Annotated in this window: 11 protein-coding genes and 1 pseudogene; 7 read left to right on the top strand and 5 right to left on the bottom strand. The window is 72.4% G+C overall.

Features of this window, described 5'->3' with window-relative positions; translation table 11 throughout:
• Positions 1-118: 118 nt before the first annotated feature.
• Positions 119-961: pseudogene (locus tag ACIBAD_RS00740) on the bottom strand (tyrosine-type recombinase/integrase); the annotation flags it as partial.
• Positions 962-1,183: 222 nt separating this feature from the next.
• On the opposite strand from ACIBAD_RS00740, the gene ddaH reads away from it, so the two are divergent.
• Positions 1,184-2,020, top strand: a complete 837-nt coding sequence (gene ddaH / locus ACIBAD_RS00735) for a dimethylargininase (RefSeq protein WP_208328880.1) — start codon at positions 1,184-1,186, stop codon at positions 2,018-2,020.
• A gap of 82 nt (positions 2,021-2,102) precedes the next feature.
• Here the strand turns inward: ddaH and ACIBAD_RS00730 are convergent, their stop codons facing one another.
• On the bottom strand, positions 2,103-2,603 hold the full coding sequence (locus tag ACIBAD_RS00730; RefSeq protein WP_134068019.1) for a hypothetical protein: 501 nt from the start codon (positions 2,601-2,603) through the stop codon (positions 2,103-2,105).
• Positions 2,604-3,020: 417 nt separating this feature from the next.
• Here ACIBAD_RS00730 and ACIBAD_RS00725 point away from each other — a divergent pair, with 417 nt between their 5' ends.
• The 3 genes from ACIBAD_RS00725 (at position 3,021) to ACIBAD_RS00715 (ending at position 5,248) form a co-directional block, all read left to right on the top strand.
• Positions 3,021-4,133: an alpha/beta hydrolase-fold protein gene (locus ACIBAD_RS00725; RefSeq protein ID WP_134068018.1), complete on the top strand. Its 1,113-nt coding sequence runs from the start codon at positions 3,021-3,023 to the stop codon at positions 4,131-4,133.
• 74 nt (positions 4,134-4,207) lie between these two features.
• The gene (locus ACIBAD_RS00720) at positions 4,208-4,456 is read left to right on the top strand and encodes a hypothetical protein (RefSeq protein ID WP_398903419.1); all 249 of its coding nucleotides are present in this window, start codon (positions 4,208-4,210) and stop codon (positions 4,454-4,456) included.
• 99 nt (positions 4,457-4,555) lie between these two features.
• The gene (locus ACIBAD_RS00715; protein WP_134068016.1) at positions 4,556-5,248 is read left to right on the top strand and encodes an RraA family protein; all 693 of its coding nucleotides are present in this window, start codon (positions 4,556-4,558) and stop codon (positions 5,246-5,248) included.
• Between the two features lie 69 nt (positions 5,249-5,317).
• On the opposite strand, the gene ACIBAD_RS00710 is transcribed toward ACIBAD_RS00715, so the two are convergent.
• Positions 5,318-6,889 carry an alpha/beta hydrolase gene (locus ACIBAD_RS00710; RefSeq protein ID WP_398903417.1) on the bottom strand — a complete coding sequence of 524 codons (1,572 nt, stop codon included), beginning with the start codon at positions 6,887-6,889 and terminating at the stop codon, positions 5,318-5,320.
• A gap of 262 nt (positions 6,890-7,151) precedes the next feature.
• Here ACIBAD_RS00710 and ACIBAD_RS00705 point away from each other — a divergent pair, with 262 nt between their 5' ends.
• Both ACIBAD_RS00705 and ACIBAD_RS00700 read left to right on the top strand, forming a co-directional pair.
• On the top strand, positions 7,152-8,993 hold the full coding sequence (locus ACIBAD_RS00705) for a hypothetical protein (RefSeq protein WP_398903415.1): 1,842 nt from the start codon (positions 7,152-7,154) through the stop codon (positions 8,991-8,993).
• 141 nt (positions 8,994-9,134) lie between these two features.
• Positions 9,135-10,793: an AMP-binding protein gene (locus ACIBAD_RS00700; RefSeq protein WP_398903413.1), complete on the top strand. Its 1,659-nt coding sequence runs from the start codon at positions 9,135-9,137 to the stop codon at positions 10,791-10,793.
• 24 nt (positions 10,794-10,817) lie between these two features.
• Here ACIBAD_RS00700 and ACIBAD_RS00695 read toward each other — a convergent pair whose 3' ends face one another.
• Positions 10,818-11,144 (bottom strand): putative quinol monooxygenase, encoded by a 327-nt coding sequence (locus ACIBAD_RS00695; RefSeq protein ID WP_134068012.1) that lies wholly within the window; start codon positions 11,142-11,144, stop codon positions 10,818-10,820.
• A gap of 88 nt (positions 11,145-11,232) precedes the next feature.
• Positions 11,233-11,976: an IclR family transcriptional regulator gene (locus ACIBAD_RS00690; protein WP_398903410.1), complete on the bottom strand. Its 744-nt coding sequence runs from the start codon at positions 11,974-11,976 to the stop codon at positions 11,233-11,235.
• 163 nt (positions 11,977-12,139) lie between these two features.
• Here ACIBAD_RS00690 and ACIBAD_RS00685 point away from each other — a divergent pair, with 163 nt between their 5' ends.
• Positions 12,140-12,832, top strand: a complete 693-nt coding sequence (locus ACIBAD_RS00685; RefSeq protein WP_134068010.1) for a hemerythrin domain-containing protein — start codon at positions 12,140-12,142, stop codon at positions 12,830-12,832.
• The last annotated feature ends 3 nt before the right edge of the window (positions 12,833-12,835 follow it).

Genomic DNA, 12,835 nt, shown 5'->3' with positions numbered 1-12,835 from the left:
GGGTTCTCGTGAGATTGGTGTTTGACTCTCGGTAGCTTCGGTCGACTGGGATTCCAATACCGCGATGAAGCCCCACCGAGCGTTTTCGGTGGGGCTTCTGGGATTCTTGACGGCAACGTCAGCGGACGCCTGCCGCGGCGGGTGGGTCGTTGGGGTCGTCGTTGACAGGTCCGAGGGCGCCGTTCAGGGTGTCAATGGCTTGGTGTTGCAGCGGACCTCACGTGGGCGTAGACGCCGGCGGTGACGCCGATGTGGGCGTGGCCAACAGTTCCTTGATGACGACGAGGTCGACGCCCTCTTCTAGGAGTAGGGTCGCGGTCGAATGCCGTAGGTCGTGGAAGCGGATGCGTCGGAGTCCGGCCCGGTTGAGGAAGCTGCGGAAGCGGCGGGTGAGGTTGGCAGGGTCGAGAGGCCCGCCAGTCGGCGTGGTGAAAACGAGTCCACTGTCCTTCCAGCCCGATCCGGCTGTCTCTCGCTCCTTGTCCTGCCGTTTCCTCTGCTCCTTGAGGGAGCGGAGGCATTCGGTCGGGAGGGCGATGCGGCGTTCGGAGGCGCAGGTCTTGGTGGGCAGGTGGGTGAGGCCACCGGTGCGGGTGCGCTAGAGCGAGCGGCGAATGGCGGCGGTGCCTACGCGGAGGTCGAAGTCTTCCCAGTGGAGGCCAAGGAGTTCGCCCTTGCGGAGGCCGGTTCGCAGAGCGAGTTCGTACAGCGCGTGGAGCCGGTCGGCGCGGGCGGCGTCGAGGATCTGGCGGGCCTCCGCTGTGGTGAGGGGCCGGAATCGCCGGGGCCGGGCCGTAATGGTCTTGACGTTCCGGGCGACGTTGCGGGGCAGCTCGTCTTCGCGGCAGGCGTGTTCCAGTGCCGACTTGAGTACTGAGTGCACGTAGGTCACGGTCAAGGCGGACAGCCGCTTCTGGCAGCACTCGCCGACCGCGCAGCACCTCTTCCGCCCGGCGTCGAGTGCCCGAGAGCCGGTGGAACATGCGTGTCCGCGTACGGTGACGGCCCTCGCATCGAGGTTTCACCGGTCCTTCCGGTGGGACCTCTGCCGTTCCCGGACTCTATGCAGAACGCCCCCGGGCGCAGCGTCGGCTTCATCCGGCGTTCGTTCGGGGCGCGCAAGCTCGGCCGGGAAGGACCCCCTCGTTTCGGCCACCACCGTGGCCCCCGCCCGGGAGCGACCATGACCTCTGCCCCGACGCCCTCCGCCCGGCCGCGCGAACAGCGCCTGCGCCGGTACCTGATGTGCCGCCCCTCCCACTTCGAGGTGGTCTACGCGATCAACCCCTGGATGGACCCGCGCAAGCCGGTCGACGCCGCTCTCGCCGTCCTCCAGTGGGAGCGGCTGCGCGACCTGTACCGCGCGCTCGGGCACACCGTCGAGCTGATCGACCCCGTGCCCGGACTGCCCGACATGGTGTACGCGGCCAACGGGGCCACCGTCGTCGGCGGCCGCGTCCTCGGCGCCCGCTTCCGCAACGCCGAGCGCGTCGCCGAGGGTCCCGCGTACCTGGACTGGTTCCGCGCGAACGGTTTCACCGAGCTGCACGACCCCGAGTACGTCAACGAGGGCGAGGGTGACTTCCTGGTCACCGCCGGCGCCGTCCTGGCCGGGTACGGCTTCCGCAGTGACGAGCGCGGCCACCGGGAGGCGGAGGCGTTCTTCGGCCGGCCCGTCATCAGCCTGGAGCTGGTCGACCCGCGCTACTACCACCTCGACACGGCGCTCGCCGTGCTCGACGGTGACGAGATCATGTACCACCCGCAGGCCTTCGCGCCCAGCAGCCGCGCAGTCCTGGAGACGCTGTTCCCCGACGCGCTGCTCGTATCCGCGGAGGATGCCGCCGTCTTCGGGCTGAACGCCGTCAGCGACGGCCTGAACGTGGTGCTCCCCGAGGCCGCCGCAGGGCTCGCCGGGCAGTTGCGCGGACGCGGCTTCCACCCGGTCGGCATGGACCTGTCGGAACTGCTCAAGGGCGGCGGCAGCGTCAAGTGCTGCACCCTGGAGATCCGGCTCTGATCCCTCCCCGTCCCGCCGCCGGTGTGCCGCGGCCCCGGGCGGGGCCGCGGCACACGGCTCGTGCGGACGTGCGGATACGGGGTCAGTGGAACAGCATCGACGCGTCGCCGGCCGCCGTCGTGACCGAGCCGGGGCACAGGAAGCTGCCCGAGGTCTTGGTCGCGGTGAAGGCCTGGTTGACGTACTTGCGGGTGGCTCCGTCCCGGTTCCACGTGATGTTCGTGGCCTTGTAACGGCAGGAGATGAAGCTCTGCTTGCCCGTGATGTCGATCGCGTCCGTCTTGGCGAGGCCGGCGGCGTCGTCGAAGGTGAACGCGGGGTTGTTGTTGAGGGAGGCGGTGATGCCGCCGTTGCAGCCGAGGTTGCCGCCGGGTGCGTTGATGGTGGTGCGGTCGACGGTCAGTGCGCTCGGGGGGTTGGCGCTGGTGCGTGCGTTGGTCCACGTACAGGTGTTGCCGGCGACGACGATGACGCCGTCGAGCCGCTGATCCGCGCTGGGGCCCAGGGCGGTCGCCGATGTCGCTCCACCGACGATCACCGCTGCTGCCAGTACGGTCGCGCCCGGCCATGTCGAGATCTTCATGCTGTCGCTCCTCTTCGCCACGTCCTTGTGGGGTGTGTAGCGGGGCCTTGGGGGGCCTCGCCGGCGTGCGCCCGGCCCGACGGTGGCGGTTCCGCACCGGCCGGGGGAGAGAGCTTTCGAGACACGCCAGGGAAGGTCCCACAGGGACCTTGAAATGTCAGGCCCATGTCAATCGATTGGCTGGAGTTCGCCCCGGCGCGCCGGACAGTACGAGGGCGCGCGGCGTGCCGACAGGTGCCGGCGCAGGCCGGGATGGCGCAAAAGGGACGCGAGCGTACGGGGAGCTTCCGCTTCTCCTGCGAGCGGTATGGAACGGATCGGTTCCCGATGATGTCTAGCCCTGTGCGCCGGTCCAGGCGGCGCCGCCGGACCGCAGGTCCGTGCCGACCAGGCCAGCGCAGAGAGTTCCCCTGATCCGTGAGTCTCACCAGCAGCACGCTCCTGACCGCCGTCGTACTCGCCACGGTGCTGGCCTTCGCCGCCGCGGTGTGGCTCTGGCCACGCCTCGGCCGCCGGGGCGGCCTGCCGGCGCTCGGTCGGGTCGGCGTCGTCCTGGCGCTCCAGGTGCTGCTGCTCGCCTCCGTCGGCCTCACCGCCAACCGCACCTTCCTGCTCTACGGCTCCTGGGCGGACCTCGCCGGGGCGGAGCGGCCGATGCCCTCCCTGGGCCAGGACGTGCCCGGAGGCTCGGCGGTCCGCGTCCTCGGCCGGCAGCCGACGGACGTGCCCGGCGGCGCGACGCCCCGCATCGGCGGTCAGATCGAGAAGGTCACGGTGCGGGGCGAGGGGTCCAAGGCCGTCGTCCAGGCGTACGTGTACCTGCCGCCCGAGTACTTCCAGAAGGGGAACGAGAACAGGAAGTTCCCCGCCACCGTGGTGCTCACCGGATTCCCGGGGATGGCCGAGAACCTGCTCAAGGGGCTGGACTACCCGAAGACGGCGTGGAGGCTCGCCAAGCAGAAGAAGATGCCGCCGATGATCATGGTGATGATGCAGCCCTCGGTGATACCGACCCGCAACAGCCAGTGCGTCGACGTGCCGGGCGGCCCGCTCAGCGAGACCTTCTTCGGTACGGACCTGCCCAAGGCGGTCTCCGGCGCGTACCGCGTCGGCACCTCGCCCTCGAACTGGGCCATCATGGGGGACTCCACCGGGGGGTACTGCGCGCTGAAGACCGCGTTGCAGCACCCGGAGCACTACGCCGCCGGCGTGGGCCTCTCGACGGACTACAAGCCGGAGCTGGACCAGTACTCCGGTGATCTCTTCCACGGGAACACCGCCGAAGAGAAACGATCCGACCTGCTGTGGAGCCTGGACAACCTGCCGCAGGGCAAGTCCTCCTTCCTGGTCGCCACCTCGGAGCAGGGCGAGCCGAACCGCAAGGACACGCAGAAGTTCATCGCGAAGGTGAAGGCCCCGGCACGCGTCTCGTCGATCACGCTCGACAGCGGCGGCCACGGTTTCAACACGTGGCGACGGGAGATCCCGCCCGCGCTGGAATGGCTCGGCGGCCGCGTCGGCGCCGAGTGATCCGGACTCACCCGACCGGAGCAGCCCGCGGCCGCGCGGATGCGGCGCCGGGCGTCCGGGCGGAGGCTGGGGCCATGCACCACGCGCCGATCCTCGTCCACCCGATCGCCCCGGCCGGCGGCCGCCGCGTCTCCCTGCGCGCCGAGGGCCGGGACGCCGTCCTCGGCCTGGCCTTCAGCGACGCCGACGTGATCGAGTTCCTGCGCCGGGCCGGCGTACCCGACCCCGACGAGGTGGTCCTCGGCGACTCGGAGCTCGTCGAATGGCAGGGCGACGAGCCGCACACCTACGAGGCGCAGCCCTCGGACACCGACATTCCGTGACTTCGTCCCCCGAACTCCCGCGCCCGGGCGACCGGGAAGGCACCATGGGGAGCGGTGGCTGACCCAAGCCGTCCGTTCAGGAGAAGAAGGGGAGACGGCATGCTGAAGGCCTTCACCGACCTGTCCACGCCGCTCGTGGCCGATGCCTGCGTCCGCGGCGGCGTGCCGGTGCGCGTGGCACCGCACGGCATCCGCGCGGTGCTGCCCGGCCACCGGGTCGCGGGGCGCGCGCTGCCGGTGCGCCACTACGGCAGCGTCGACGTGTTCATGGAGGCCTACGGATCCGCAGAGCCCGGCGACGTCCTGGTCATCGACAACGGCGGTCGGACGGACGAGGCCTGCGTCGGCGACCTCGCCGCGCTGGAGGCCGAGGGCGCCGGCGTGTCGGGCCTCGTGGTGTGGGGGCTGCACCGCGACACGCCCGAGCTGGCGGAGATCGGCCTCCCCGTCTTCAGCTACGGGAGCCACCCGCCCGGGCCGGCACGGCTGGACGAACGCGAGCCCGAGGCGCTGGTCACCGCCCGGTTCGGGCCGCATCTCGTCGGCGGCTGGGACTTCGTCTTCGGCGACGCGGACGGGGTGGTCTTCGTGCCCGCCGACCGCGTCGAAGAGGTGCTCGACACCGCCCTCGCGATCCGGGAGACCGAGCGCGAACAGGCCCGCCGGATCCGCTCGGGCGAGAGCCTGCGCAGCCAGACGGCCTTCGCCGACTACCTGGTCCTGCGCGAGGCCGACCCCTCGTACACCTTCCGCCGGCACCTGCGCCGGATGGACGGCGCGATCGAGGAGTGACGGCGCCCCCGCACGGACGGCGGGCGAGGACCGGTCACCCGGCGGCGGGCCGTCGTTCGCGCGGCCGGATCACCGGCGCGCCGCCGGGCACGCGGCGTCCCCCGCCGGCAGGGCGCCGTCGAGCAGATGGTCCTCGACGTAGGCGTCCACGCACGGGTTGCCGTTCTGGAACTGGCCGTGGTCGCCGCCCTCGACGGTGACCAGCCGCGACCCGGCCAGCCCCCGGTGGGCGCGCACGGCGGCCTCGTAGTACGTCGCCGGGTCGTTCTTCGAATTGAGCATCAGCACCGGCGGCAGCCCCTCACCGGTGACCTTGATGCGCGGCGCCTTGGAGCGCGGCCAGTTCGCGCAGACCGCCGCGTACGTCAACTCCCGCGCTCCGGCCAGCGGATGGCTGCGCGTTGCTTCGGCGCTCACCCTCACCCAGTACCGGCTGTCGCGGTTCCACGGGGTGTCCCCACAGGTGACCGCGAAGAAGTCGGCGACGAACTCCGCGCCGATCAGGTGCCGCAGCTTCCCGGCGACCGCCTTCCACGTCTGCTCCGGAGCCCGCTCCGGATGCTCCAGGAAGACCATGAGCGAGGCGAGGTCCGCGAACCGGTCCGCGTTGTAGAGGGCGTTCGTGGCCGCCGCGTCGAGGTGGTCGGGCGTGACGACCGTCCCCTCGACGTCCAGCGGCCGGTCGTGGAGGGCTGCCCGCACCCGCTCGTACGAGGCCTGCGCCTCCTCGGGGGTGCGCCCCTGGTGGTACGTGGCGTCGTTGGCCGCCAGCCACGGCAGGAAGTCCTGCTCGAAGCGGCGCTGGAAGCTCATCGGCTGCCCGGTCAGGAAGGACTGCCAGTCACCGGTGAAGTCGATGTTGCTGTCGAGGACGACCCGCTCCACGCGGCGGGGGAACCCGGTCGCGTAGTAGGCGCCGAGGAGGCTGGCGTACGAGGGCCCGTAGTACGAGATCCGCTCCGCGCCGAGCAACTCCCGGTACAGGTCCATGTCGTGGACGGCCTGATCGGTGGTGATGTACGGCAGCAGGGCGCCCGAATTGCGCTCGCAGTCCCGTACGAACTCCCGCGCGCGGTCGAAGGTCCGCCGGACGGCGGCCGCCGAGCGGTCGCGCAGATCGGCGCCGCCGAACAGGGCGTCGACCTCGTCCTGGTCCGAGCAGACGACCCTCGTACTCGCCCCCACCCCCCGCTGGTCGAAGCTGACGATGTCGTACGCGGCCGCCAGCTTCGGGCTGTACGAGGCGAGCCGGGCCGGCCGGGGGAGCCCCGAGGCCCCGGGGCCGCCGGCCGCCATCATGAGCACGCCCCGGCGCTTCGCGGTATCCGCCGCGCGGTGCCGGGAGAGCGCGATCGTCAGGTCCGGCCCGGAGTCCGGGTGGTACCAGTCCCGTGGCACGGACATCGAGGAGCACTCCAGCGAACCGCCCGAACCGCCTGAACCGCCCGAACCATCCGTACAGGGCTGCCAGTCGAGCTGCTGCTGCCGGTACCGGCCGGGCACCGGCGCAGTCGCGCCGACCGCCGCCGCGGGACCCGTGGGCCCCGCGGCGCTCGCCGGTCCGGCGGGCAGGGCCGCCGCGGCCAGCAGTGTGCAGGCGGCGGCCGCGAGCCGACGCCCGGGCTTCTTGAACACGTGCATGTCTGAACTCCCCCTGGGATCCGCTTGGTCTCCGTGATCGTCCCGCGCCGTCCCTCGCCCGCTCGATACCGCTGCCTTCCGCATCCGGGGTGGCACCAGTGCCACCACGCGGCGGTGCCGCGGCTTTGCCTCGGGGCGGGGAGTCTGTGGCAGAACCGATACTTCACGCCTCGGTGACGCGTATCGCACGCGGCGCTACATTGCCCACGCCCCGCGACTGCGGGGAGGTGCGGGCCGTTCGGCCGGGGGAGGGGCATCGACGATGGGCTCTGGAGTCTTCGCGAAGCTGGGAAGCGCGATCACCGTCAAAACGGCCGCCGTGGCCGCCGCGGGCGCCCTGGTGGTGTCGGGCGCGGTGGGGGCCGGGGTGTGGGCGCTGGGCGGCGGCCCGCAACTGGCAGTCGTCCAGCGCAGCGCCTCCGTATCGATCGCGGCGGGCGGGGAGCAGTCCGCGGTGGCCGCCTGCCTGCCCCACGAGAAGGCACTCGGCGGCGGGTACGCCGTCACCGGTACGGGCTTCGCCACGAGCAGCCTCTTCGCGGGTGATGCCTGGCTGGTGGCCGCGTACAACCCGGACGCCGCGCCCGCCACCCTCACCTCGTACGCGCTGTGCGTCAACGCGAAACCCGAGTTCCTGGGCGGCGCCACATGGTCGGAGCAGGCGCACGCCTTCCATGACCGGGGCAACAAGATGACCAGCGCCAGCGGCGGCGGGACGGTCCACGACCTGACGACCGACGGGCCGCTCGTGGACGCGGCCAAGCACGCCTCCGCCTCGCCCTCCTGCCCGGGCGACTTCACCTCGCTGGGCACCGAGTTCCGGTCGGGCCGCAGCGTGGCGGGCCGCGCGGTCGCACCGGTCCCGCTCGACAGCCTGACCACGAAGTCGGCGTGGGCCGGCGCCGCCAAGGCCGTGCCCTCCGTCACGCTCAACCCGGGCAGTCGGCTGAGCAGCGGGGTGTTCCCGATCCGCTCGTCCGATTTCATCACGCACCAGACCCGGATCGAGGACCCGCAGCCCCCGGAGGCGAACTACGCGGTCACCGTCCGGCCGATCTGCGTTCGGCTGGGGAGCGTGTCCGTGGCCACCGTCAAGGTGGCGGTGGCCGCGGGCGGCAGCGCGGACGCGGCCGTGTCCTGTCCCAAGGGGAAGCTGCTGGTCGGCGGCGGCTTCCAGTTCCCCGCGGCCAACGAGCAGGGCACCTCGGAGGCCCCGACGCGCTTCTTCGGCGACGGCTGGCTGTACGCCCCGGCCGACGCGCCGGCGGCCGGTGAGCCCTCGGGCCACAAGGTGACGGCCTGGCACGTCACCGGCAGGAACCAGCAGAAGGCCGGTCTCGACTACTACAACTCGGTCTGGGTCGAGCACAGCGACCGGGAGACGCTCACCGGGAACGGCTACTTCGACACGCACCGCCGCGGCCCGGACGACCAGGAGCTGCACGTCTCGCCGGTGCCGGACAGCCAGGAGCTGGTCGCCAGCGCGGTCTGCGCCACGATCGACGCCAAGGCCACCGAGCCCGCGAAGGCGCCTTCGCCGTCCGCCGTCACCAGGCCGGAACTGCCGCACGCCCTCGATCCGGCGCCGGGCCCGACGGACGGCACCGGCTCCGTGCCGCCCTCGTCCTCGCCCTCCGCCCCGGTGCCCGGCGCCTCGCCCACGACGGGCCCGTCCGCCTCGTCCGGTACCCCTGCGACCCCCGGCAGCCCCAACAGCCCCGGGACGCCGACCAGGACCGGCCCGACCCGGCCGGGCACCCCGTCGCAGAGCAGTTCGCCGACCCGACAGCAGCCGCAGGCCCCGGCGGTCACCATCCAGCAGCCCTCCGGCGGCGGCCAGTTGAGGCGCGGCTGCGAGGAGCCGTTCGCCGGGACGGCCCGGACCCGCCCGGGCGACCAGCCCCTCACCGACCCGCAGTACACGAGCTGGCGGATCAACGGGCCGAACGGGCCGGTGACACTGGGCGCGGGCGCGTCCGGCCGCTTCCTCGTCCCCCTGCTGCCGGACGGGACGTACAAGCTGGTGTTCACGGCCACCGATCCGGCGTCCGGACTCAGCGGCAGCGCGGAGACCTCCGTCAGGATCGTCGGGTGCCTGCGCTGAAGACCGGACACGGAAGACTGATCACTGAACACCTGCGGGGGGAACGGCGTCAGGAGGGTGGCCGGGGCCGGGCACGAAGAGGATCATGAGGAGGCGCCGGCCCGCCGGGCCCCGCCCCGCCACCGAGTCCAGGAGGTACGTGTGTCTGCCGCGTCGAGCACCGCGCCGTCGAGCACCGCGCCGTCGAGTTACGCATCCGGGGTCTTCGAAGTACCGCTGCTGGGCGACACGATCGGCGAGAACCTGGACCGCACCGTCCGACGGTTCCCCGACCGCGACGCCCTCGTCGACCTCGCCGCCGGGCGCCGGTGGACCTACGCGGAGTTCGCCGCCGACGTCGACGCCCTCGCTCTGGGCCTGCTGGACCTGGGCATCGGCAAGGGCGACCGGGTCGGCATCTGGGCCCCCAACCGCGCCGAGTGGACGCTGGTGCAGTACGCCACCGCCAAGATCGGGGCGATCCTCGTCACCGTCAACCCGGCGTACCGCTCGCACGAGGTGGAGTACGTCCTGCGCCAGGCCGGGATCCGGCTGCTCGTCGCGGCGGAGCGCTTCAAGTCCTCCGACTACGCCGGGATGATCGAGGAGGTGGGGCCGCGCTGCCAGGATCTGGAGTTCACCGTCCTGCTGGAGGGGCCGCAGTGGACCTCCCTCCTGGAGCGGGGCCGCCGCGGCGACCGGGCCGACCTGGTCCGCGCGGCGGCGGAGCTGAGTGCGGACGACCCCGTCAACATCCAGTACACCTCGGGGACCACGGGCTTCCCCAAGGGCGCGACCCTCTCGCACCACAACATCCTCAACAACGGCTTCTTCGTCGGCGAGTTGTGCCACTACACCGAGCAGGACCGGGTCTGCATCCCGGTGCCCTTCTACCACTGCTTCGGCATGGTGATGGGCAACCTCGCCTGCACCAGCCACGGCGCGGCGATGGTCATCCCGGCGCCGGCGTTCGACCCGGCGGCCACCCTCGCCGCGGTCGAGGCCGAGTCGTGCACCTCCCTGTACGGGGTCCCCACGATGTTCATCGCCGAGCTCGCCGCCCCCGGCTTCGACACGTACGACCTGTCCAGCCTGCGTACGGGCATCATGGCGGGCTCGCCCTGCCCGGTCGAGGTGATGAAGGAGGTCATCGACCGGATGGGCATGCGCGAGGTGTCCATCTGCTACGGGATGACGGAGACCTCACCGGTGTCCACCCAGACCCGCGCCGACGACTCGGTCGAGCGCCGGGTGTCCACGGTGGGCCGCGTCGGACCGCACCTGGAGGTCAAGGTGGTCGACCCGCAGTCGGGGCGGACCGTGCCGCGCGGGGAGCCGGGGGAGCTGTGCACCCGCGGCTACTCGGTGATGCTCGGCTACTGGGGCGAGCCCGAGCGCACCGCCGAGGCCGTCGACGCCGCGCGCTGGATGCACACCGGGGACCTGGCGGTGATGGACGGGGACGGCTACCTGAGCATCACCGGACGCATCAAGGACATGGTGATCCGCGGCGGGGAGAACGTGTACCCGCGGGAGGTCGAGGAGTTCCTCCACGGCCATCCGGAGGTCCTGGACGTGCAGGTCATCGGCGTCCCCGACGCCAAGTACGGCGAGGAGCTGATGGCGTGGGTGCGGATGCGCGAGGGGGCGCAGCCGCTGACCGCGGCGGCCGTCCGCGCGTACTGCGACGGACGGCTGGCCCACTTCAAGATCCCGCGGTACGTGCACGTCGTGGAGGAGTTCCCGATGACCGTGACCGGCAAGGTCCGCAAGGTCGAGATGCGCGAGACGGCGGCCCGCCTGCTGGGGCTCTCCTCGTAGCAGCGGTGCCGCCGCCCGGGCGCTTCAGTCGCGGGGGGACAGCTCGGCCATGGCGCTCCAGCCCTGGCCGGGCACCTCGACGTGGATGATCTCCGGCGTGCTGGCGATGGCACCTGCGAGGGTCTCCATACCGGCCTTGAAGTGGTCGGACGCCACGTGCGCGGCGCCCGCCTCGGCGTCGGTGAAGGCCTCCAGGAGCGTGTACTTGGTGGGGTCGTCGACGCTGCGCGACCAGTCGTAGAAGAGGTTGCCCGGCTCGTTGCGGGTGGCCCGGGTGAAGTCGTCGACGAGCGTGAGCCAGTTGTCGCTGTGCTCCGGACGGACGTCGAACCTGACGGCGATGAAGATCATGCCGACCAGCCTGGCACCCCTCCGGGTCCCGCGCATCCCCATCGCACCGTATTTCCGGCAGCGTCGGAAAACCGCCCGCCGGGCGGCCTCAGGCGCAGTCCGCCGCCGCTTGCCCGAGCGCGGTGCGGATCTCCCGGGGGCGCCGCCGGAACTCCTCGGTCGGCAGCGACACCGACAGGGCGTGCACCGTGTCGCCGTCGTGGTCCCGGCCGCGGGGCAGGGCGACGGCCAGGCAGGTGTACGCCGGATCGGCCTCGCCGATCGACAGGGCGAAGCCCTGTCCGCGGACCCGGGACAGCTCCGCCTCCAGAAGCTCTGCGCTGGTGATGGTGGCCCCGGTCAGGCGGGCCATCCCGTGCTCGGCCAGGTACCGCCGCCGCAGCGGCCGGGGCAGTTCGGCGAGCAGCACCTTGCCGTGTGCGGTGGCGTGCGCCCGCGTCTCCCGGCCGGGGGCGAAGGGATTCGCCGCGTCCGCGGCCGGGGCGGTGGTGTCGACGACCGTGATCAGGCCGCCCCGGTAGGCGGTGTAGTACGCCTCGGCGCCGGTGGTCCGGCGCAGCCGGGTCAGCAGACCGGCCATGCGCGGCGCCGGCTCCAGATGGCGCAGCAGGCTCCGGTGCAGCCCGGGGATCCGCGGCCCCAGCACGTACCCCCGCGCGGTGCGCACGAGGTACCCGCGTGCGGTGAGCGGGGCCAGGAGGTGGTAGGCGGTGGACAGCGAACACTCCATCCGGCGTGCCAGGGCCTTGGCGCCGACCGGTCCGGGCGCGTCGGCGACGGCGTCGAGGATCGCGAGCGCGCGATCGACGGACTGGGGACCGGTGGGCGGCATGCGGGGGTTCTCCCGGGTTGGTGACAGGACGGGTTGGTGACCGGACGGGGTGGTGACCGGACGGGTGGTGACCGGACGGACCCCCGAGCCTATGACGCAGTGGACGGGTGGCGTTCATCGGACGTTGACCCGACGCTGAGCCGGGGCGCGCACAGTTCTGCGTATGGACAGCGAACACGTCGCCCCCGCGAGGCCGCACAACCCGGCGGCTGCCGATCTCACCGGCGTCCGGGTCGCGCACCGCGCGATCCTGGCCGACATCGAGCGGCTCGCCGGGCTGCTCGCCGCTCTCGCCGCGGCCGCCGAACCGGCCGGGCCCGAGCGCGCGGAGGCCATTGCCGGGTACGTGCGCCGCTACAACGACGTCGTACGCGGCCACCACCGCGAGGACGAGATCCTGTGGCCGGTCGTCCTGGACGCCGTGCCCGACGCGGCCGAGGCGGTGGCCGGCATCGTCCGCTTCGTCGCCGACCGCCAGGCGCTCGACGCGCTGCAGGCCGACTGCGACGCGGTCGCCGTCCGCTTCGCCGCCGAACCCGGACGCCACGCAGGGCGGTTGGCCCGGATCCTGGCCGACCAGCGGGACCTGCTCGCCGCGCACATCGAAGCCGAGGAGGAGCACGTCCTCCCGGTCATCGCCCGCCGGGTGCCCGGCGCCGCCTATGCCGCCGCGCGGGCCCGCATCCGCGGGACGGACCGGTCGGCGGACCCGGCCTGGTCCCGCGCCTGGCTGCTGAGCCACGCCACCCGGGACGAGGCCGGCCGCCTGCTGCCCGAGGGCGCCGCGGCCCCGGCCGTCCTCGAACCGCAGCTGCGGGCGTACGCAGCCGAGGCGTCGGTGGTGTTCGCGGGCTGACCG

Source organism: Streptomyces sp. NPDC051109 (assembly GCF_044455885.1).
Lineage (GTDB): Bacteria > Actinomycetota > Actinomycetes > Streptomycetales > Streptomycetaceae > Streptomyces.
This window is presented reverse-complemented; position numbering and strand designations above follow the sequence as displayed.

Bases quoted from the DNA above. Each gene is read 5' to 3' on its own strand.
- ddaH (WP_208328880.1), top strand. From the start codon at position 1,184: ATGACCTCTGCCCCGACGCCCTCCGCCCGGCCGCGCGAACAGCGCCTG.
- ACIBAD_RS00730 (WP_134068019.1), bottom strand. From the start codon at position 2,603: ATGAAGATCTCGACATGGCCGGGCGCGACCGTACTGGCAGCAGCGGTG.
- ACIBAD_RS00720 (WP_398903419.1), top strand. From the start codon at position 4,208: ATGCACCACGCGCCGATCCTCGTCCACCCGATCGCCCCGGCCGGCGGC.
- ACIBAD_RS00715 (WP_134068016.1), top strand. From the start codon at position 4,556: ATGCTGAAGGCCTTCACCGACCTGTCCACGCCGCTCGTGGCCGATGCC.
- ACIBAD_RS00710 (WP_398903417.1), bottom strand. From the start codon at position 6,889: ATGCACGTGTTCAAGAAGCCCGGGCGTCGGCTCGCGGCCGCCGCCTGC.
- ACIBAD_RS00705 (WP_398903415.1), top strand. From the start codon at position 7,152: ATGGGCTCTGGAGTCTTCGCGAAGCTGGGAAGCGCGATCACCGTCAAA.
- ACIBAD_RS00695 (WP_134068012.1), bottom strand. From the start codon at position 11,144: ATGATCTTCATCGCCGTCAGGTTCGACGTCCGTCCGGAGCACAGCGAC.
- ACIBAD_RS00690 (WP_398903410.1), bottom strand. From the start codon at position 11,976: ATGCCGCCCACCGGTCCCCAGTCCGTCGATCGCGCGCTCGCGATCCTC.
- ACIBAD_RS00685 (WP_134068010.1), top strand. From the start codon at position 12,140: ATGGACAGCGAACACGTCGCCCCCGCGAGGCCGCACAACCCGGCGGCT.